At 68.9% G+C, this 19,692-nt stretch carries 16 protein-coding genes and 4 pseudogenes; 6 read left to right on the top strand and 14 right to left on the bottom strand.

The annotated features are described in order from the left end of the window. Positions 1-56: 56 nt before the first annotated feature. Positions 57-668 (top strand): DUF924 family protein, encoded by a 612-nt coding sequence (locus tag H0I39_RS01800; RefSeq protein WP_180549366.1) that lies wholly within the window; start codon positions 57-59, stop codon positions 666-668. Between the two features lie 41 nt (positions 669-709). Here the strand turns inward: H0I39_RS01800 and H0I39_RS01795 are convergent, their stop codons facing one another. From H0I39_RS01795 to H0I39_RS01770, 6 genes are all read right to left on the bottom strand, one after another. Further along, positions 710-1,201: a hypothetical protein gene (locus H0I39_RS01795; protein WP_180549365.1), complete on the bottom strand. Its 492-nt coding sequence runs from the start codon at positions 1,199-1,201 to the stop codon at positions 710-712. 49 nt (positions 1,202-1,250) lie between these two features. After that, positions 1,251-2,723 carry an RNB domain-containing ribonuclease gene (locus H0I39_RS01790; RefSeq protein WP_180549364.1) on the bottom strand — a complete coding sequence of 491 codons (1,473 nt, stop codon included), beginning with the start codon at positions 2,721-2,723 and terminating at the stop codon, positions 1,251-1,253. Between the two features lie 25 nt (positions 2,724-2,748). Then, positions 2,749-3,441 (bottom strand): cold shock domain-containing protein, encoded by a 693-nt coding sequence (locus tag H0I39_RS24545; protein ID WP_180549363.1) that lies wholly within the window; start codon positions 3,439-3,441, stop codon positions 2,749-2,751. A gap of 87 nt (positions 3,442-3,528) precedes the next feature. Continuing rightward, entirely contained in the window at positions 3,529-4,440 is a 912-nt protein-coding gene (locus H0I39_RS01780) for a CoA transferase (RefSeq protein ID WP_180549362.1), read from the bottom strand. A gap of 94 nt (positions 4,441-4,534) precedes the next feature. After that, positions 4,535-4,675 carry a hypothetical protein gene (locus H0I39_RS01775; protein WP_180549361.1) on the bottom strand — a complete coding sequence of 47 codons (141 nt, stop codon included), beginning with the start codon at positions 4,673-4,675 and terminating at the stop codon, positions 4,535-4,537. Further along, entirely contained in the window at positions 4,675-5,208 is a 534-nt protein-coding gene (locus H0I39_RS01770; RefSeq protein ID WP_180549360.1) for a hypothetical protein, read from the bottom strand. Before H0I39_RS01770 ends, H0I39_RS01775 begins: the two co-directional genes overlap by 1 nt. A gap of 62 nt (positions 5,209-5,270) precedes the next feature. Here H0I39_RS01770 and H0I39_RS01765 point away from each other — a divergent pair, with 62 nt between their 5' ends. After that, complete coding sequence (locus tag H0I39_RS01765; RefSeq protein ID WP_180549359.1) at positions 5,271-6,146, top strand: TetR/AcrR family transcriptional regulator; 876 nt, start codon at positions 5,271-5,273, stop codon at positions 6,144-6,146. Here H0I39_RS01765 and pobA read toward each other — a convergent pair. Then, the gene (gene pobA, locus H0I39_RS01760; protein ID WP_180549358.1) at positions 6,104-7,306 is read right to left on the bottom strand and encodes a 4-hydroxybenzoate 3-monooxygenase; all 1,203 of its coding nucleotides are present in this window, start codon (positions 7,304-7,306) and stop codon (positions 6,104-6,106) included. The two genes, H0I39_RS01765 and pobA, sit on opposite strands and share 43 nt — an antisense overlap. 278 nt (positions 7,307-7,584) lie before the next feature. Between pobA and H0I39_RS01755 the strand changes: the two genes are divergently transcribed. Further along, entirely contained in the window at positions 7,585-8,355 is a 771-nt protein-coding gene (locus H0I39_RS01755; RefSeq protein WP_180549357.1) for an IclR family transcriptional regulator domain-containing protein, read from the top strand. Between the two features lie 191 nt (positions 8,356-8,546). Here the strand turns inward: H0I39_RS01755 and H0I39_RS01750 are convergent. From H0I39_RS01750 to ftsY, 7 genes and pseudogenes are all read right to left on the bottom strand, one after another. Then, positions 8,547-9,250 (bottom strand): annotated as a pseudogene (locus tag H0I39_RS01750) (ABC transporter ATP-binding protein). Between the two features lie 117 nt (positions 9,251-9,367). Beyond that, positions 9,368-10,117 (bottom strand): annotated as a pseudogene (locus H0I39_RS01745) (ABC transporter ATP-binding protein); the annotation flags it as partial. Beyond that, a complete protein-coding gene (locus H0I39_RS01740) occupies positions 10,110-11,135 on the bottom strand; it encodes a branched-chain amino acid ABC transporter permease (RefSeq protein WP_180549356.1) in 1,026 nt (341 codons plus the stop codon). The gene H0I39_RS01740 and the pseudogene H0I39_RS01745, both read right to left, overlap by 8 nt. Before the next feature lie 115 nt (positions 11,136-11,250). Then, complete coding sequence (locus H0I39_RS01735; protein ID WP_180549355.1) at positions 11,251-12,114, bottom strand: branched-chain amino acid ABC transporter permease; 864 nt, start codon at positions 12,112-12,114, stop codon at positions 11,251-11,253. Positions 12,115-12,288: 174 nt separating this feature from the next. Further along, positions 12,289-13,493, bottom strand: a pseudogene (locus H0I39_RS01730) (ABC transporter substrate-binding protein). Between the two features lie 368 nt (positions 13,494-13,861). Next, entirely contained in the window at positions 13,862-14,953 is a 1,092-nt protein-coding gene (locus tag H0I39_RS01725) for an NAD(P)/FAD-dependent oxidoreductase (RefSeq protein WP_180549354.1), read from the bottom strand. A gap of 174 nt (positions 14,954-15,127) precedes the next feature. Then, positions 15,128-16,371, bottom strand: a pseudogene (gene ftsY, locus H0I39_RS01720) (signal recognition particle-docking protein FtsY). Positions 16,372-16,473: 102 nt separating this feature from the next. Between ftsY and H0I39_RS01715 the strand changes: the two are divergent. The 3 genes from H0I39_RS01715 to H0I39_RS01705 are packed head-to-tail and all read left to right on the top strand — an operon-like array spanning position 16,474 to position 19,639. Continuing rightward, a complete protein-coding gene (locus H0I39_RS01715) occupies positions 16,474-17,034 on the top strand; it encodes a hypothetical protein (RefSeq protein WP_180549353.1) in 561 nt (186 codons plus the stop codon). After that, positions 17,031-17,984 carry a S8/S53 family peptidase gene (locus H0I39_RS01710; RefSeq protein WP_180549352.1) on the top strand — a complete coding sequence of 318 codons (954 nt, stop codon included), beginning with the start codon at positions 17,031-17,033 and terminating at the stop codon, positions 17,982-17,984. Before H0I39_RS01715 ends, H0I39_RS01710 begins: the two co-directional genes overlap by 4 nt. Further along, positions 17,981-19,639, top strand: a complete 1,659-nt coding sequence (locus tag H0I39_RS01705; protein ID WP_180549351.1) for an IPTL-CTERM sorting domain-containing protein — start codon at positions 17,981-17,983, stop codon at positions 19,637-19,639. The genes H0I39_RS01710 and H0I39_RS01705 overlap by 4 nt, the downstream gene beginning before the upstream one ends. The last annotated feature ends 53 nt before the right edge of the window (positions 19,640-19,692 follow it).

Here is a 19,692-nt window from a genome sequence, read left to right as displayed (position 1 = left end):
CAGCACAAGGCCCGGCGCGCCAATTTCTTGATGTGCGGCAGTGCCACAATCCTTCGATGGATCACCACACCGCCACACCCGCCGACGTGCTGCGCTTCTGGCTCGGCGCCCATCCCCTCGAGCCGGCCGCGCTGCAGCGCGTGCAGGGCCAGTGGTTCCAGAAGAACGATGCCTTCGATGCCGAACTGCGCCAGCGCTTTCTACCGACCATCGCCGCGGCGCGGGCGGGCCAGCTCGACGCCTGGGCCGAAGACGCCGAGGGGCGACTGGCACTGCTGATCGTGCTCGACCAGTTCACGCGCAACGCCTTCCGCGGCCAGCCCGAGGCCTTCGCCGGCGATGCGCAGGCGCTGGCGCTGGCGCTGGAAGGCCTCGCGCGCGGCCATGACCAGGCGGTGCCGCCGATGGCGCGCATCTTCTGTTACCTGCCGCTGGAGCACGCGGAAGACGCGGCCATGCAGGAGCGCAGTGTGGTGCTGTTCCAGTCGCTGCGCGATGCGCCCGAGGCCGAGCCCAAGGCCTTCTTCGACGGCACGCTGGATTTCGCCCGCAAGCACCAAGCCGTCATCGAGCGCTTCGGCCGGTTTCCGCACCGCAACGCCATCCTGGGGCGCGCCAGCACGGCGGAGGAGCTGGATTATCTGGCGCAGCCGGACGCGGGGTTCTAGAAGAAATCGGCCGTCAGCGCCCGCCCATCCAGCGCGGTTAGCTATTCTTGTAGGAGCAGCCTCGGCCGCGATACGGCGTATCGCCCATACCAGGCGCCCATCGCGGGCAAGCCCGCTCCCACAAGGGGCCTCGTCGCGGCCGCTGCTCGAGAAAAATCCGAAGGCCGCGGAGCAGGCCACTCCAGCGACAGCCGTGCCCGGACCTGCGCCGGGCACAGGCTGTGTCCCCCTTCCCGCGAAGCGCAGCGCAGCGAGAGAAGGGGAACCGCCGTCAGGCGCTCAGGGGTTGCGCCCTTGTTCACGGGCTCCAGCCGCACCAACCACTCGGGCTCGCTCATGTCCGCGCCGGCGTTGCAGTGGCGGCTGACGACGCGGTAGACGCGGTTGCGGTGGTTGGGAAAGCTCACCGTGTCGCCCACCTGCAGGGCGCACAGGGCGACTTCGGCGTCGGCCGTGGGCAGCAGGCCGGTGGTGGTGCGAAAGCCGGGTGTGTCCTGGTCGATGTAGAACGAGATCGCGCTGCTGAGCGACATGGCATGGCTCCCTGAAACGATGTGGATGAATTGTGCAGCAGTACGCGCTTCAGCCGATCATCTCGAAGTCGATGAAGCCGCGCTCGACGTTGGTCGAGATGAGCTTGGCGCGCACCTTGTCGCCCACCTGCACGTCGCGGCTGGGCAGCAGCTTGCCCTCGGCCGGCGGCTCGAAGATGCGCACCCAGGTGTTGCCTTTCGATTCGCCGGTAACCACGCCGTCGAAGGTCTCGCCGATGTGGTCTTCGAGCAGCATCGCCGCCTCGGACTTGCGCAGCTGCCGCTCCACCTTGTTGGCGGCGTCTTCCTGCTGCGTGCAGCGGTTGGCCAGGAACTCCAGCTCCATGTCGGAGTAGGGCGACTTCACCTCGGCCAGCGCGGCCTTGATCAGGCGGCTGGCGATCAGGTCGGGGTAGCGGCGGTTGGGCGCCGTGCTGTGCGAATAGTCGCGCACCGCCAGGCCGAAGTGGCCGATGTTGGGGCCGCCCGGGCGCTCCACCACGTATTCGCCGCGACCCATCAGCTTGACGATGACCAGCGACAGGTCGGGAAAGCGCAGCGGATCGCGCTTGCGCTCGGCGGCGAGAAACTGCTCCAGCGCCTTGGAGTCGGGATCGATCGGCAGCTCCCAGCCGCGCTCGGCCGCCACCTGGGCGATGCGCGCCCAGCGCTCGGGCGAGCGCACCACGCGGCGGATGGCGGCGCGCCGCTTGCCGGCCAGAAAGCGCGCCGTCACGCCGTTGGTGGCCACCATGAACTCCTCGATCAGCTGGCGCGCGCGGTTCTGCTCCTGCTGCTTGATGGCGACCACCTGCTCGCCGTCGAACTCGGCGCGCGGCTGGAAGGTCTGGAAGTCCAGCGCGCCCTGCTCGCGCCGGTTGGCGCGCAGCTGCTGCGCCACCGAATCCTGCGTGCGCAGCTGCTGGTCCATGCCGGGCACGATGTCGGCTGCCTCGGGCAGCGGGCCGTTGCCCTCGATCCAGGCCGACACCGCGTCGTACGCCAGCTGCGCTTTGTTGTGCACCCTGGCGCGGGTGATGTGGCTGCGCGCCAGCGTGCCGTCGGGCTGGAACACCATCTCGGTCACCGTGGCCACGCGCACCTGGTTGGGGTTGAGCGAGGTGAGGTCGGTGCTGAGCTTCTCGGGCAGCATCGGGAAGATGCGCGCCGAGGTGTAGACACTGGTGGTGTTGATCTGCGCGTGGCGGTCGATGGGCGTGTCCTTGGCGACCAGCGTGTCGACGTCGGCAATCGCCACCATGATCTTCACGCTGCCGTCGGGCAGGGTTTCGCTGACGGTGAGCTGGTCGAGGTCGCGCGAATCGTCGTTGTCGATCGAGCACCACAGCAGGCCCGTCATGTCGATGATGCCGACGCCGTCTTCCTCGCTCTCGCCATCGATCTCGTCCAGCTGGCGCTTGACGGCGGCCGAGAACTCGGGCTCCAGCCCGCGCTCTCGCATGGCGATGACGGCCAGCTCGGCCAGTTCGTCCTTCTGGTGCGGGTGCAGTTGCTTGTTCATGGTTCGTGCGGTGGTTGTCGGATCATCATAGCCAGCGCCGTTGACCGGCAGGGTTCACAGGCTGCGCCACAGCAGCAGGCCCAGCGCGCCCAGGTGCAGTCCCACCGTGAGCACGTACACGGCCAGGAATTCGCGCTTGCGCGACTTGTGCCGCAGCGCGCGCTGCGCCAGCCAGGCCGCGGGCCAGCCGCCGGCTGCGGCCAGCGCGTGCAGCGTGCTCTCGGGCGTGCGCCAGCGACTGCGCGGCGGCCGTCTTGTCCAGGGCGTAGCTGAAGAAGGTGGCGATGTTCAGCACCAGCAGGCCGGCCAGCACCACGGGCAGGTCCCACGGCCAGGCACCGCGCAGGCTGATGGCCGCCAGCAGGCCCAGCCAGGCCAGCAGGGCGATGGCGAACAGGGCGGGCTGGCCGTCGAGCCCGCGCGGGGCGCTGGATGGCGCGCGGCCGTTGCGGCGCTGCGGGTTGGCCGCGCGGTCTGCAGTACGTGCCGGCCCTGCGGGCGACGGCGCCGCAGCGCGCGCCAGCGGCTGTACCGCCATGGCGCGCGGGCCCTTGCCGCCGACCTCGATCTGCTCGAAGCGCACCGCCAGCCCTTCGGCCGGCTCGCCGCCGCGGAAGTCGCGCACGTGAAAGAAGATGTTCTGCTCGCCCGCCGGCGTGGCGATGAAGCCGAAGCCGCGCTCGGCGTTCCAGCGGGCAATGTGGCCGGTGCGGGTCATGGGGTGGGGCGTCGGACGGGATCGGTGGCGGGCAGCAGAATTTCAAGCCATTTCGGCCTTCAGCGCCCATCGAATAAGCGTTGGAAGCTACGCTTTCGATAGCGTGTGCAGCGGAATGTCGTTCGCCGCCGCCAGCGCGTCGAGCTGCCGGCGCGTCTTGGTCAGCGCCCAGGCGGCGATGGCCTCGTGCGCCTGCGGGGCAAACGGCGCACGCATGTCGGGCTCCGGCAGGCCGGCGGCGGCGAACAGCGCGCGGGCGAAGTGCGGCTCCAGCGCGGCGATGGCCACGCGGCCGTCCTTGCACGGGTACACGCGGTAGCCGGCGTGCGCGCCGCCCACGGCGCCGGTCGGCAGCGTCAGGCCCCAGGTGCGCGGCAGCGCCAGCCATTCGGCCGCCTGCGACAGCGCCACCTGGCGGTACTGGCCACGGCCGTTGGCACGCGCCTGCATCAGCGCCGACAGCGCGGCCTCGCTGGTCATCAGCGCGCCTGCCATGTCGGCCAGCAGGCTGGGCGGCAGGTCGGTGCCGGTCACCAGGCCGGCCTCGGCCAGGTAGGTCAGGTCGTGGCCGGGCTCGTCGGCGCGCTCGCCGGGGGCACCGACGATCTCCACCATCGACAGGTGCGGGAAGGGCCGGCGCAGCGACTTCCAGTCCAGCCCCAGCTTGGCCAGCGCCGAGGGGCGGAACGAGGTCAGCAGCAGGTCGGCGCGCAGCAGCTCGCGCGCCAGCTGGGCCTGGCCGCGCTCGGTCTTCAGGTCCATCTGCACCACGCGCACGTCCTCGTGCATCACGCTGTAGGCGCCGATGTCGTACTGGCCCATCGGGTCACCGCTGATCGGCCGGCCGGCCGACGTGGTGCCGGGGCCGGGCGGCTCCACCTTCAGGCAGCGCGCGCCCATGGCGGACAGGCGCATCAGCGCGGCGGGGCCGGGCAGATTGAGCGCCAGGCTGACGATGCGGGTGCCGGTGAGCGGCTTGGCGGAGTTGCGAGTGGCCATGGCTGGATACTATGAAATGAATAGCTGGCTGCGCCCCATGCGCGGCGCCAAAGCCCAATTTAACCCAGAAACATGGCCCGCCCGTGGCACGCGCTCAGCGCCGCCCCAGCGCCAGCCCGGCGCCCAGCAGGGCCAGCGCCGTCAGCACCACGGCGGGGCCGATCAGCGGCGCGCCCGGCCCGCCCAGCAGAAAGCTGGTGTTGACGGCCAGGCCCAGCACGCCGGCCAGTCCCATCAGGCCGCGCAGCGGGCGCCACGCCAGCGCGCGCCCTGGCGGAGCCAGTGCGGCCAGCAGCGCGCCCAGGCCCAGCGTCCAGCCGCCGATGTTGAACAGCACGTCGAACGACGAGCGCGCGACCACGTAGGCCGCGCTGTCGCCGCTGGCCGCCACCGGCGGCAGCACGAAGCCCACCAGCGCATCGACCAGGATGAACAGCGCGCACGACAGCGCCAGCAGCCCCAGCCCACCGCGCCCGCCGCCGTGCCCGCGCGCCGGGCGGCGCCCGCCAGCAGCACGCAGCCGGCCACCAGCAGCACATCGCCTGGCATGCCGAAGCTGCCCGCGGCGCGCATCCAGCCCGCGGCGGCGGCGGTGGCGGCGCGGACCGACTCGAAATCCGGCGCGCCGCCGGGCAGGGCGGCCGGGGCGCCGGCCAGCACGTAGCTGACGCAGGTGGCCAGCACGCCGGCGGCGCCCAGGCCCAGCAGCCAGGCGGCGGCGCGGCGTTTGCCGTCGGGAAAGCGGGTGGGGTCTTGATGCAAGGGCATGGCGCGCTAAAGTGATGGATGTTCACATCAGTCTAGGGGCTGATGTTATGGGTGTCAACATCATGGCTTCATCGAAACCTTCACCTTCCCGGCGCGGCGGCGCGGCGCGCCGGGCGGCGGCGCCGAAGGCCGCGCGCGCGGCCTACCACCATGGCGACCTGCGCCGTGCCCTGATCGACGCCGCCACGCAACTGGTCACCGAAGGCGGCAGCGCCGCGCTGACGGTGCGTGCGGCGGCGCAGGCGGCGGGCGTGAGCATCGCCGCGCCATACCGCCACTTCAGCGACCGCGCGGCGCTGCTGGCGGCGGTGCTGGCCGAGGGCTTCGACGGCCTGGCCGCGCACACCCAGGCGGCGCGCCAGGCCGCGCCGGATGCACGCGCGGCGCTGCTGGCGGTGGGCCTGGCCTATGTGGATTTCGCGCGCCAGCGGCCCGCGGTGTACCGGCTGATGTTCAGCCCCGAGTGCGACAAGGCCAACCACCCCGCGCTGATGGCGGCCGGCGACCGCGCGCTGGGCGTGCTGCTGGGCGCGGTGGCCGACGTGCAGGCCGCGGGCCTGATCGACGCGCCGCAGGTGCAGCCGCTGGCGCTGGCCGGCTGGTCGCTGTCGCACGGTCTGGCCACGCTGCACGCCGACGGCATGTTTGCCGGCAAGATCCCCGGCGCGCTGGAGGACAACGCGCGGGCGGTGATGGAACTGCTGCTGTCGTCGGTGCTGCGCGCGGCGCCGGGGCGCAGATCAGGGGCAGCCCCGCTTCATGGAACGAAGAAGCAGGATACTCCCCTATGCCTATCCGCTAGCGCCCGTCAGACAAGCGCTGGAAGTCGATACTCCCTGTTTTTCTATAAGGATGCGCTGCATCGAGGCGCCGCGGGGCCGCGCCCCGACCCATCTCAACGGCGCGGCGCGCCAAAGTCCAGCGGCAGGCCGACGTAGTTCTCGGCGATCGTCGTCAGCCCGGCTTCGGAGTGCATCAGGTAGTCCAGCTCGGCGTGCTGGAACTTCTCGGTGATGCGCTCGTCGTGCGGGAAGCGGTGCATCAGCTGCGTGAACCACCACGAGAAGCGTTCGGCGCGCCAGATGCGGCCCAGGCACTTGCGCGAGTAGTCGTCGATGCCGGCCTCGCTCTTGTCCTTGTAGAACTCGACCAGCGCGTCATACAGGTACTTCACGTCGGTGGCCGCCAGGTTCAGGCCCTTGGCGCCGGTGGGCGGCACGATGTGGCCGGCATCGCCCGCCAGGAACATGCGGCCAAAGCGCAGCGGCTCGGTGACGAAGCTGCGCAGCGGGGCGATGCTCTTCTCAAGGCTGGGGCCGGTGACGAGCTTGGCGCGCGCCTCGTCGTCCAGGCGCAGCTTCAACTCCTGCCAGAACGCGTCGTCGCTCCACTCCTCGACCTTGTCGGTCAGCGGCACCTGCAGGTAGTAGCGGCTGCGCGTCTTGCTGCGCTGGCTGCACAGGGCAAAGCCGCGCGGGCTGTTGACGTAGATGAGCTCGTCGCTCACGGGCGGCGTGTCGCTCAGCAGGCCCAGCCAGCCGAAGGGGTAGACCTTCTCGTATTCGCGAATCGCGGCGCGCGGCGCGCTGGCGCGGCACACGCCGTGAAAGCCGTCGCAGCCGGCGATGAAGTCGCAGTCGATGCGGTGCGTGAGGCCGTCCTTCTCGTAGGTGACATAGGGCTTGGCGCTGTCGAAGTCGTGCACCTGGGTGTTCTGCGCTTCGTAGATGGTGGCCAGGCCCGCCGCCTGGCGCGCGTCCATCAGGTCGCGCGTCAGCTCGGTCTGGCCGTAGACCATCACGTTCTTGCCGCCGCTGTACTTGTTCAGGTCCACGCGGTGGCGCTGACCGTCGTACAGCATCTCGATGCCGCCATGCACCAGGCCTTCCTTGTGCATGCGCTCGCCCACGCCGGCCTCGTCCATCAGGTCGATGCAGACCTGCTCCAGGATGCCGGCGCGGATGCGGCCCAGCACGTAGTCGCCGCTGACGCGCTCGACGATCATGGCGTCGATGCCGGCCTTGTGCAGCAACTGGCCCAGCAGCAGGCCGGACGGACCGGCGCCGACGATGGCGACCTGGGTGCGGGTGGTGGTCATGTGATCGATCTCCTCTTGTATTGGGCGCAACCCCGGCGGGGCCGCTGGGCGGGTGACAGCCTTCAAGCATAGGGCAGCGGCCTCCACGCATCCAGCGTGGACGGCGCAGCGATGCGCGATGATCGAACAGGGTGTGCGATCATCGTACAAGCAGTTGCCTGTGGCGGCGCTTTGTGTGGGAGCGGGCCTGCCCGCGACGGGCGTCTCGCCGGCAGCAAGCACTTCATCGCGGGCCAGCCCGCTCCCACAACTGGAACGCAGGAAACGGAGACCTCCCCATGCCCATCGCCCACGCCGACTACGTGGCCGGACTGGCCAAGGGCCTGGCCGTGCTGGAGTGCTTCGGCACCGAGCGCCAGCGCCTGAACACCACGCAGGCGGCCGAGCGCGCTGGCCTGACACGCGCCGCCGCACGGCGCCACCTGCTGACGCTGGCGCACCTGGGCTATCTGGAGACGGAGGACGGCCAGTTCTGGCTCAGCCCGCGCGTGCTGCGCTTTTCGGGCGCCTACCTGGCTTCGGCGCGGCTGCCCCGCGTGATCCAGCCGACGCTCAACCGTCTGGCCGCCGAGACGCAGGACGTGTACTCGGCCGCGGTGCTGGATGGCGACGAAGTCGTCATCGTGGCGCGCAGCGCCGGCCTGGCGCCGGTGAACCCGATGCTCGCCTACGGGCGCCACTTGGGCGCACGATTGCCGGCGCACGCCACCTCCACCGGTCGCGTGCTGCTGGCGGCGTTGCCGCGCGCCGATCTGGCGGCGTGGCTGAAGGGGCGTGAGCTGCGCCGCCTCACCGCCCACACCGTGACGGCGCCGCGCGCCTTCCGCGCGCTGCTGGCCCAGGTGGCCGAGCAGGATTACTGCGTGGCCGCCGACGAGCACGAACTGGGCGTGCATGCGGTGGCGGTGCCGCTGCGCACGCGACAGGGGCAGACGGTGGCGGCGCTGAATGTGGTGCTGGCACCGGGGCGGTTGAACGATGCGGCGCTGGCCGGCGAGATCCTGCCGCGCTTGCGCGAAGCCGCTGGGGAAATTCGGCAGCTGCTATGAATGCAATAGCTGTCAGCGCTTGACAGCAGGGCGTCGAATGCCGATTTCTCTTATGGGCTCGTGGGGCGAGGCGCTTGTCGGAGCGGCCTTGGCCGCTATCAGCGTGTCGATGGCAGCAGGCGCTGCATCGTGGGCAAGCCCGCTCCCACAACCCTGTTCACGCAACGCGGGGCGCCGAACGATCAGCCTCTTCAAACGCCCAGATGCTGTGTCAGCAATTCAGGCTGCGCGCGCAGCGCATCCGACGTGCCCTCGAACACCACCTCGCCCTTGACCAGGATGACGTTGCGGTCGGTCACCTGCGTCACGTGCTTCCAGTTCTTGTCGACGATGATGCTGCTGATGCCGCTTGCGCGGATGACGTCGCAGATGCGCCAGATCTCGCGCGCGATCAGCGGGGCCAGGCCCTCGGTGGCCTCGTCGAGGATCAGCACGTCGGGGTTGGTCATCAGCGCGCGGCCGATGGTCAGCATCTGCTGCTCGCCACCCGACAGCTGCTGGCCGCCATGGCCCAGGCGCTCCTGCAGGCGCGGGAAGGTCTCCAGCACGCGCTCGTAGGTCCAGTCGCGCTGGCCGCGCGTGCCGGGGCGGGCGGCCATCTTCAGGTTCTCGACCACGCTCAGATTGCCGAAGATGCCGCGCCCCTCGGGCACGTAGGCCACGCCGAGCTGTGCGATCTCGTAGGGCGGGCGGCCGGTCATCGGCTTGCCCATCACCAGCACGCCGCCGCGCCGGGCTTGACCAGGCCCATGATGGACTTCAGCAGCGTGCTCTTGCCCATGCCGTTGCGGCCCATCAGGCCGATGGTTTCGCCGCGCCGCACCTGGAAGTTGACGCCCTTCAGGATGTGGCTGGCGCCGTAGTAGGTGTGCAGGTCGATGGCGTGGATCAGCAGGTCGGGGTCGTGCCCGTGGCGCGTGGTCGGCGCGGTGTTGTGCGAGCGCGGCGCCAGCGGATTGTTGGGATCGTCCTGGCGGTTGGCGTTGGCATGCGTCGCCATGTCAGTGTTCCTCCCAAGATAAGCCGCCTGCACGCCGCGGTCGGCGCGGATGGCAGCTGGTTCGCCGCTGGCGATCACCGTGCCGTTGACCATCACCGTCAGGTGGTCGGCCAGCGCGAAGATGGCGTCGATGTCGTGCTCGACCAGCATCATGGCGTGGTGGGGCTTCAGGCGCAGCAGCAACTCGACCATGCTTTCGGCCTCGGCCACGCCCATGCCGGCCAGCGGCTCGTCGAGCAGCAGCACCTGCGGGTCGGTGGCCAGCGTCATGGCGATCTCGAGCTGGCGCTGCTCGCCGTGGCTGGCGGCACCGGCGATGAAGTCGCGCCGGGCGGTCAGGCCGGCCAGTTCCAGCGCCTTCTCTGCGCGCTCGTTCACGGCGGCGTCATGGCGCGCGCTCTGCAGCCAGCGCACCGGGTTGAAGGGCTGCTGCGCCGCACGCGACTGCGCGGCCAGGCGCACGTTCTCCCACACCGTGAAGGGCAGAAAGATGTTGGTCTTCTGGTAGCTGCGGCCCAGGCCGCGGCGCGAGATCTGCTCGGGCGCCGCGCTGGTGATGTCGTGCGTGCCCAGCGTGATGCTGCCGCTGGTGGGCGGCAGATCGCCCGAGAGCAGGTTGGTCAGGGTGGACTTGCCGGCGCCGTTGGGGCCGATGACGACGTGGATGCGGTCGCGCCACAGATCGACCGAGACGTCGTTGACGGCGGCGAGGCCGCCGAAGCGCTTGGTCAGGTTCTTCGCGGAAAGCAGGACCTCACTCATGGTCTGCTCCCTTGCGGCCAAAGCGCTCCATCAGGCCCAGCAGGCCGCGCGGCGCGAAGATGATCACGGCCACGATGAACAGGCCCATCCACAGCTGCCAGTGCTTGCCCAGGCGGAAGCCGCCGACGGTGGGCAGGTCCTTGAACAGCTCCAGCATGAACTCGAACGCGAAGGCGCCGACGATGGCCCCGGCAAAGTTGCCCATGCCGCCCAGGATGACCATCATGATGGCGTGCGCGCTCATGTGAAAGCCCATCAGTTCGGGGTTCACGAAGCCCGTCTGCGCGCCCCACAGGTAGCCCGCCAGCCCGGCCAGCGCGCCGGCCAGCGTGAAGGCGGTGAGCTTGTAGCTGAAAGACCCGAAGCCCACGGCACGCATGCGGTGCTCGTTCACGCGGATACCGGCCAGCGCGCGGCCGAAGGGGCTCCACAGCAGGCGGCGCAGGAACACGTACACCAGCACCAGGCAGGCCAGCACGAAGTAGTAGAAGACCTTCTTGTTCTCCAGGTCGAACAGGGCGGCGTCGGGCTTGAAGTTGATGTACACGCCGTCGGAGCCGCCCAGCCTGAGCGGCAGCAGGCCGAGGAAGTTCAGCTCCTTGTTGTCGAACACCAGGAAGAACAGCATCTGGGCGAACGCCATCGTCACCATGATGAAGTAGATGCCGCGCGTGCGCACCACGAAGAAGCCGATGACCAGGGCGAACAGGCCAGCCACCGCCACGGCGGCGGGCAGTGTCCACCACAGGCTCACCGGGCCGTTGTCGGACGACATCAGCGCCAGCGCGTAGCCGCCCAGGCCAAAGTAGGCCGCGTGCCCCAGCGACACCAGGCCGGTGACGCCCTGCAGCAGATCGAGGCTCATGGCGAAGATGGCCAGGATCATCATGCGCGCCACCATCTGCTGGTAGAACTCGCTGCCGACGAAGGGAAACGCAGCCAGCGCGACGAAACCGAGCAGCAGCACGAACTGGATGCTGCGCGGCAGCGCTTCGAGGTTGGACTTGGGGGCGCTCATGAGCCACCGCCCGGCCGCCCGAAGGTGGCGAAGGCCCCACGCAACCGTGGAGCGCGTTGCAAGCCTGCGCGCTGGGGCAGCGAACCACACGAAGTGGGGAGCGTGGGGGCACGTTTCATTGCTTGAACAACCCTTCAGGTTTCCACAGCAGCACCGCCGCCATCAGCATGTAGACCAGCATGCCCGCCACCTGCGGCAGCAGCACCTTGCCGAAGGTGTCGACAAAGCCCACCAGCAGCGCCGCGATCAGCGCGCCGCGCACCGAGCCGATGCCGCCGATCACCACCACCACGAAGCACATGATCAGCACCGACGAACCCATGCCGGGGTAGACGCTGGAGATGGGCGCGGCGATCATGCCGGCCACCGTGGCCAGCGCCACGCCGATGGCGAACACCACGGCGTGGATCAGCTTGATGTTGATGCCCAGCGACTCGGTCATGTCGCGGTTGAAGGCGCCGGCGCGGATCTTCATCCCCAGGCGCGTCTTGTTGATCAGCAGGTACAGGCCGATGGCCAGCAGCACGCACACCGCCATCATGAACAGACGGTAGTGCGGGTAGGACAGGGTTTCGGTCAGCGGCACCGAGCCGGTCAGCAGCGGCGGCACCGCCACGCCGTGCACGTCGTCGCCCCACAGCAGCGAGCGTGCTTCTTCGAAGATGTAGATCAGCCCGAAGGTGAGCAGCACCTGGTCGAGGTGGTCGCGGTGGTAGAAGTGGCGGAACAGCAGGCGTTCCAGCACCAGGCCGAACACGACCGACAGCGCGGTGCCCACCAGGATGGCGGCGGTGAAGCTGCCGAGCTGCGACGACAGCGCGAACGCCAGGTAGGCGCCCAGCATGTAGAAGCTGCCGTGCGCGAGGTTGACCACGCCCATGATGCCGAAGATCAGCGTCAGGCCGGCGGCCAGCATGAACAGCAGCAGCCCGTACTGCACGCTGTTCAGCGTCTGGATGAGGAAGTTGGCGAAGTCCACGGCGAGAAGAAAGAGAAAGGCGACGGACTTTTTTACCCGACGCGTATGACGGAGCAAGCGTTCAGAAGGCCGCGGAGCAGGCCATGCAAGTGGCACCGTGGCCGGACCTGCGCCGGCCACTGGTGTCGTCCCCTTGCGCAGCAAAGGGGAAGGCGCGTCAGCGCCTCAGGGGGTTCAACCCAGCTTGCACCCGGCGGCCGAATCAGCCACCGCCTTCTGCGCCACGCCCAGCACCTTGTTGTCGCCCTTTTCGACCACGCGCAGGTACATGTCCTGCACCGGGTTGTGGGCACGGCTCATGGTCCACTTGCCGCGCGGGCTGTCGATGACGGCCGTTTCCATGGCCTTGTACAGCGCGGCCTTGTTCGACAGGTCGCCCTTGACCGCGTCGGCGCCGCGCAGCAGCAACTGGCCGGCGTCGTAGCCCTGCACCGCGTACACGTCGGGCTGCAGCTTGAACTGGCCGGCATAGGCGGCGCGGAACTGGTTGTTGCGCGGCGTGTCCAGCGAGTCGGCGTAGTGCATGGTGGTCATCACGCCCTCGGCGGCCGGGCCGGCGGCCTGGATCACGCCCTCGGTCAGGAAGCCGGAGCCCCACAGCGGAATCTTGCCCTGCAGGCCGGCCGCGGCGTAGTCGCGCATGAACTTGGCGGCGCCGGCGCCGGCGAAGAAGCAGGCCACGGCGTCGGGCTTCAGGCTGGCGATCTCGGTCAGCAGCGCCTGGGCTCGACGTTGGGGAAGGGCAGGCCCAGTTCCTTGACGATGGTGCCGCCCGCCTTGGTGTAGCTGTCCTTGAAGCCCTCGAAGGCCTCGTCGCCGGCGGCGTACTTCCAGGTGATCCACACCGCGCGCTTCAGGCCCTTGTCCATCATGGGCTTGCCCAGCGCGCTGGTGGGCTGGCTGTTGGTGAAGCTGGTGCGGAACACGTTGGGCGCGCACAGCGCGCGGGTGGCGGCGTGCACGCCGGCGTTGGGGATGATGTTCAGCACGCCCGACTCGCGCGCCACGCGCTGGATGCCCATCTGCACGCCCGAGTGCACGGTGCCGATCAGCACGTCCACCTTGTCGCGCTGCACCAGCTTGTTGGCGTTCTCCACGCCCTTGGACGGCTCGGACTCGTCGTCCACCTTGACCCACTCGATCTCGCGCCCGCCCAGCTTGCCGCCCTTCTCGGCGATGGCCATGCGCACGCCGTTCTCGATGGCCACGCCCAGCTGCGCGAAGGTGCCGGTGTAGGGCAGCATGAAGCCGACCTTCAGCTTGTTGCCCTGCGCACGCACGATCTCGGGCAGCAGCAGGCCGGCCGAGCTGGCGCCGACGACGGCGGCGCTGCGGGAAAGCATCAGACGGCGGCTGAGACCGCGGGCTTGAGCTGTCATGTCGAAACTCCTTTAGGTGTCAAGTAATGGCGGCAATTGTGAAACAGGACGCCCAGATCGCAACCCCGGCTTACCCTGAAAGTACGCTGCGAGGCGCGGCAGACTGGGGTGGCGATATGAACTAAATTGCCTGTTCGGACGCAGTATAGTTCATGCTTGTGACGGAAAGCTCAGGGTTTTCCCATGCGTTCAAAGCTGGGGTCTGGGGCCGGCTGGCGCTGAGGATTAATGCAAAATGATAGCTGCGCACGCTCGGTAAATAAGGATTTCAGCATCAAATCAATCTGAAATCATTGTGTAGCAGGCGCGAGCAGCTATCGAAATGATGAGTATGACGGCTCAGCCGAATCCGCAGGCGCGGACGCGCGTCAGGGCCCGAACAGGGCCGCCAGTTGCCGCCGGTCGCGCCGGTCCTTCCATTGCCAGACCTCGCGGCCTTCCAGGCTCAGCGGGCCCCATACGGCGATGGCGCGGCCGTCGCCGCAACCGACCACCTTCAGGCGCGACAGATCCAGTGGTGCTTTCTTGAAGGCGCCGCCGGAGATGGCGGTGCGCAGGTTGGCCTCGAGCACCGGGCCGACCTCGGGCGGCGCCTCGTCGGGCACCACGAACACCTGGCGGTGGCTGTCGCTCTGCAGGCGCTCGTTGACCAGCGGCTGACCGTGCTCGTCGGCCTGCAGGCCGGCCTGCAGCAGCCAGCCAGGCGCGCCGGCGCCGGTGGCCAGCAGCGGCGCGTCGCACAGCAGCGTGGCGCCACTGGCCAGTTGCAGCGCGCGGCCGTCCATGCCGATGCACGGGTCTTGCAGCACGGTGATGTTGAGCGCCTTCAGGCGTGCCAGCACACGGCGCTGCAGCGCGGGCGTCTGGTCGGCCAGCAGGGGCGATTCGCCCGCCACCAGGGTGACGCGGCTGCCGTGCGGCGCCGCCAGCGCATGCGCCACGGCCATGGCCAGTTCGATGGCGGGCACGCTGTCGCCCACCACGGCCACCTGCAGCGCGCGCTCGCGCGCCAGCGCCTGCAACTGCGGCCACAGCTGCACGAAGGTCTCCAGCGGGCGGGTGAACAGCGCGTTGCGGCGCGCACCGGGCATGGCGGCCTCGATGGCGTCGCGGTCGACGACCGGCTCGACATTGATTGACAGCACGTCGTAGGGCACGGCGTCGCCGCTGGACAGCTGCACGCGGCGGCCGGCCGGGTCGAGCGAGATCACGTGCGCCGGCACGAAGTGCGCACCGCTGGCCTCCACCAGGTTGTCCAGCGGCACGCGCAGGTCTTCCAGTGCGTAGTCGCCCGACACATGGCCCGGCAGCATGGCCGGTTCGATGTAGTAGGGGTGCGGCGCCACCAGGGTGACGTTCATGTCGCCCGTGCCCTGGCGGGCGAACGACTTCAGGACTTGCAGGTGGGCGCGCCCGGCGCCGAGCAGCACCAAGTGTTTCCGGGAGGGATTCACGGTCATGCGGGGAGTGTATCGAGTGAATGGGGCTCACCCTGCGTCGCCTTCGGCGCCTTCCCCTCCAGGGGACAACGCCAGTGGCCGGTACAAGCCCGCTCCACGGCGTTTCTGGGGTGGCCTGCTCCGCGGCCATCGGATTTTGTTGTTGCAAACCTTGCGGTTGGATACCGATTGCCGTCACCCGACCAGCGCCTGCGCGAATTCGCGCGCCTTGAAGGTCTGCAGATCTTCCAGCCGCTCGCCCACGCCGACGAAATACACGGGGATCGGCTTTTCGCGCGCGATAGCGCACAGCACGCCGCCCTTGGCGGTGCCGTCGAGCTTGGTGACCACCAGCCCGGTGAGCTGCACCGCCTCGTCGAAGGCCTTGACCTGCGCCAGCGCGTTCTGCCCGGTGTTGCCGTCGATCACCAGCAGCACTTCGTGCGGGGCGGTGATGTCGGCCTTGGTCACCACGCGGCGGATCTTGGTCAGCTCTTCCATCAGGTGCTTCTGCGTCGGCAGGCGGCCGGCGGTGTCGACCAGCACCACGTCCTTGCGGCGCGCGCGGCCGGCACCCACGGCGTCGAAGCTCACGGCCGACGGGTCGGCGCCCTGCTGGCTGATGATCTCGACCTGGTTGCGGTCGGCCCACACGGCCAGCTGCTCGCGCGCCGCGGCGCGGAAGGTGTCGGCCGCTGCCAGCAGCACGCTGGCACCGGCATCGGCGAAGTGCTTGGTCAGCTTGCCGATGCTGGTGGTCTTGCCGGCGCCGTTGACGCCGGCCACCATGATCACGGTGGGGTGGTACACGCCCACCACCAGCGTCTTTTCCAGCGGCGCCAGCATGTCGGCGATGGCGTCCTGCAGCAGGGTCTTGACCTGTGCCGGGTCGGTGGCGCGCGCTTCCTTCACGCGGCGGCGCAAGTCATTCAGCAGGAACTCGGTCGCCGGCACGCCGGCATCGGCCAGCAGCAGGGCGGTTTCCAGCTCTTCGTACAGCGCGTCATCGATCTGGGTGCCGGTGAACACCGTGGTGATGCTGTTGCCGGTTTTCTTCAGGCCGTTTTTCAGGCGATCGAGCCAACCGCCGCGCGAGGGGAGGCGATGGGTTCGGGCGCTGTCTCGGGGTGAAACTGGGGTTCTGGGCTCGCAGGCAAAGCGCGCCCAGCTATCAATTCAGGAATCACCTCGGGCGCTGTCGGCATCGCCGCCACTGGTGCCTCTGTCCTGCCCGCGGGTGGCGGCGTGGCCGGCACCCCGGGATCGGCCGGTGGGGCTGGATCGGCATCGGAGAGGATTGGCAGCGCCGGGTCGGCGGCCTTCTTGCGGCGGAAAAACTGAACATTGCCCCGAATTTTAAGGACACGCCCAGCAACGCCGTAAGGCGCGGGTCTGCGCAGGATGCCAGCGCCGATGCAAGAGACTGCCGCATTTGACATGTGGCTATCTGGCTACCCCGATTCGTTGCGGCGTTGATTTCATTTGCTTTGGCTTGAGCAAATTATTACATTTGCGAATTGCGACAACGTGAAGGAGTGGGCATGGTGGGGAACAAATTCAATTTCATGGGCTTGACGCGGGCGTTGGGCTTGGCCGTGGTGCTGGGCGTCGCGTCGATCGGCGCATGGGCGCAGCCGGCCTTTGGCGACAAGTCCAGCTGGACGCCGGCCGAGCGGAAGATGGACTCGGCGCTGGTTGGGCTCACGCGCGCCGACAAGGCGGGTCAGCTCAAGTCGGGGCGCCTGAAGGGCTTGCCCGCCGCAACTCAGGACTTCGCCCGGGACAACGTCGCGCCGGACGACACCATGATCGTGGTCATCAAGGCCGACGTGACGCCCGACCTCACGGCCTTCATCAAGGCGCAGGGCGGTACGGACGTGTCGGAATACCCCACGTATCGCACCATCACCGCGCGCGTGCCGGTGTCGGCCATCACCGACATCGCCAACCGGGCCGACGTGCAGACGGTTGGCCCGCGCGAACTGGCCACCACCAACCGGTACGAACTCAGCCCAAAGGAGCTGAAGGCGTACCAGGAGCGCCTAAAAGCCTGGCCCCCGGTGCCGCGACCAATGTCGGTAGCGCGACCTGGGAGGGCGTGACCGCGCACAAGGCCAATGTGGCCCACGCCGGCGGCCACACCGGCGCGGGGGCCAAGGTATGTGTACTGTCGGATGGAGTCAACACGCTGGCGGCGCGCCAAGGCACCGGCGATCTGCCCGCCGGCGTCACCGTCGTTCCAGGCCAGGCCGGCTCGGGCGACGAAGGCACTGCCATGCTCGAGATCGTGTACGACATGGCGCCCGGCGCGTCGCTCTACTTCGCTACCGGCTTTGGCGGCGTGGCGTCGATGGCCACCAACATCCAGAGCCTGGCCGCAGCGCCCTACAACTGCGACATCATTGTCGATGACGTCACGTATTTCAACGAGGGCGCGTTCCAGGACGGGCCGATCGCGCAGGCGGTCAACACCGTCACGGCGAGCGGCGTGCTGTATTTTTCCTCGGCGGCCAATTCGGGCCATCTGACGCGCAGCGAGTCCGGAACCTACGAAGGCGACTTCGTGGCCAGCCCCAACGCCATTCCGGCGGTGATTCAAAATTTTTATGGTGCGGGGGTGCCGATTCAACTGCACGCGTTCGGCGCCGCCAACTACACCACGCTCACGGCGGTGCCCTCAGGCACTCGCCGCGTTTCGCTGAAATGGAGCGACGCCCTCGGCGCGTCCGCCAATGACTACGACCTGATCGTCACGAACGCGGCCGGGACGACGATCATCGGCTCCAGCGCCAGTGTCCAGAGCGGAACGCAAGACCCCTTCGAGTTTGCATCCGGCTCGTTCCCGGTCGGCTCACGGCTGTACGTGGTCAAGTACTCCGGCGTGGCGCGCGCCATCCGGCTGGACACGAACCGCGCCCGGCTGGCCCCGGCCATTGCGACCGCAGGCAGCACCTTCGGCCACAACGCCGCAGCCAGCGCGGTGACGGTGGCGGCGGTCAATGTCGCCACGGCCGGCGGCGGCGCGTTCACGGGGGTGCGGCCAACCCGGTGACCACCTACAGCTCGGACGGTCCGCGCAAGATGTTCTACCAACCCAACGGCACGGCCATCACGCCCGGCAATTTCCTGTTCGGCACCAATGGCGGCACCACCCTGAACAAGGTGGACATGGCGGCGGCTGACTGCGGCACGACCACCACCCCGGGGTTCATCCCGTTCTGTGGCACTTCGGCCGCAGCGCCCACGGCGGCCGCCATTGCGGCGCTGATCAAGGGCAACAATCCGGCGCTGACCCGGGCGCAAATCCTGGCGGCCATGAACGCCACGGCGCTCGACATTGAAGCTGCAGGTTGGGACCGCGACTCGGGCGTGGGCATTGTCATGGTGCCTTCGTTTGCGACGAACTACACCATTGGCGGCACTGTGTCGGGCCTGGGCGCGGGCCTTTCGGTCGGGCTGCTCAACAACGGTGGCGACGCAATCACGCGCAACGCCAATGGCAGCTTCACGTTCCCGACTGCGCTGGCCAGCGGCGCCGCCTACAGCGTGACCGTGGGCACGCAGCCGGCGGGCCAGACCTGCACGGTCACCAACGGTTCGGGCGCGGTTGGCTCGGCCAACGTCACCAATGTGGCCGTCAACTGCGCCAATAACCCGCCGGCCACCTACACGATCGGCGGCACGGTGAGCGGCTTGGGCGCGGGCAAATCGGTCGGGCTGCTCAACAACGGTGGCGACGCAATCACACGCAACGCCAATGGCGGCTTCACGTTCCCGACTGCGCTGGCCAGCGGCGCCGCCTACAGCGTGACCGTGGGCACGCAGCCGGCGGGCCAGACCTGCACGGTCACCAACGGTTCGGGCACGGTTGGCTCGGCCAACGTCACCAATGTGGCCGTCAACTGCGCCAATAACCCGCCGGCCACCTACACGATCGGCGGCACGGTGAGCGGCTTGGGCGCGGGCAAATCGGTCGGGCTGCTCAACAACGGTGGCGACGCAATCACGCGCAACGCCAATGGCAGTTTCACGTTCCCGACGGCGCTGGCCGGCGGCGCCGCCTACAGCGTGACCGTGGGCACGCAGCCGGTGGGCCAGACCTGCACGGTCACCAACGGTTCGGGCACGGTGGGGGCGGCCAACGTCACCAATGTGGCGGTCTCCTGCGTCGTGACGGCAATCACGGGACCCACCAGCACCGGAACCGGCACGGCCACGGCCACGCTCGTCGGTGGCGGCCCGGCCTGCGGCTTCGTGACCGGTGGCAGCGGCTTCGTGGCCGATCCGGCGGCACCGCCCGCGGGCGTCAGCTTCCCGCATGGCTTCTTCCAGTTCACGGCCGCCAGCTGCCCGGCCGCCAGCGGTGGGGTGACCATTACCGTGACCTATCCCAATGCCATCCCGGCCGGGGCGCAGTACTACAAGTACGGCAAGGAGGCCGGCAATGCGACCGACCACTACTACACCATCCCGGCGACGGTGAGCGGCAACCAGGTGACGTTCACGATCACCGATGGCGGACTGGGTGACAACGACCTGGCGGCCAACGGCACCATCGTCGACCCCGGGGCCATCGGCGTACCAGCCGCAGGCGGCGCGCCGGTGGTTCAGCCGGTCCCGACGCTGTCGCAGTACGCTCTGCTGGCACTGGCACTGGGCCTGTTCCTGATGGCTGCGCGCCGGCTGCACGTTCAGCGCCGACGCTGAAAATCCATCGAATCGAACGAGCGGGCTGGCGCGCGGCGCCGGCCTCGGGCCGG

The organism is Ottowia beijingensis, from assembly GCF_013423955.1.
GTDB classification, from domain to species: Bacteria; Pseudomonadota; Gammaproteobacteria; order Burkholderiales; family Burkholderiaceae_C; genus Ottowia; species Ottowia beijingensis.
Note: the sequence above shows the minus strand (reverse complement) of the source record. Positions and strands in the feature narration are given on the sequence as shown.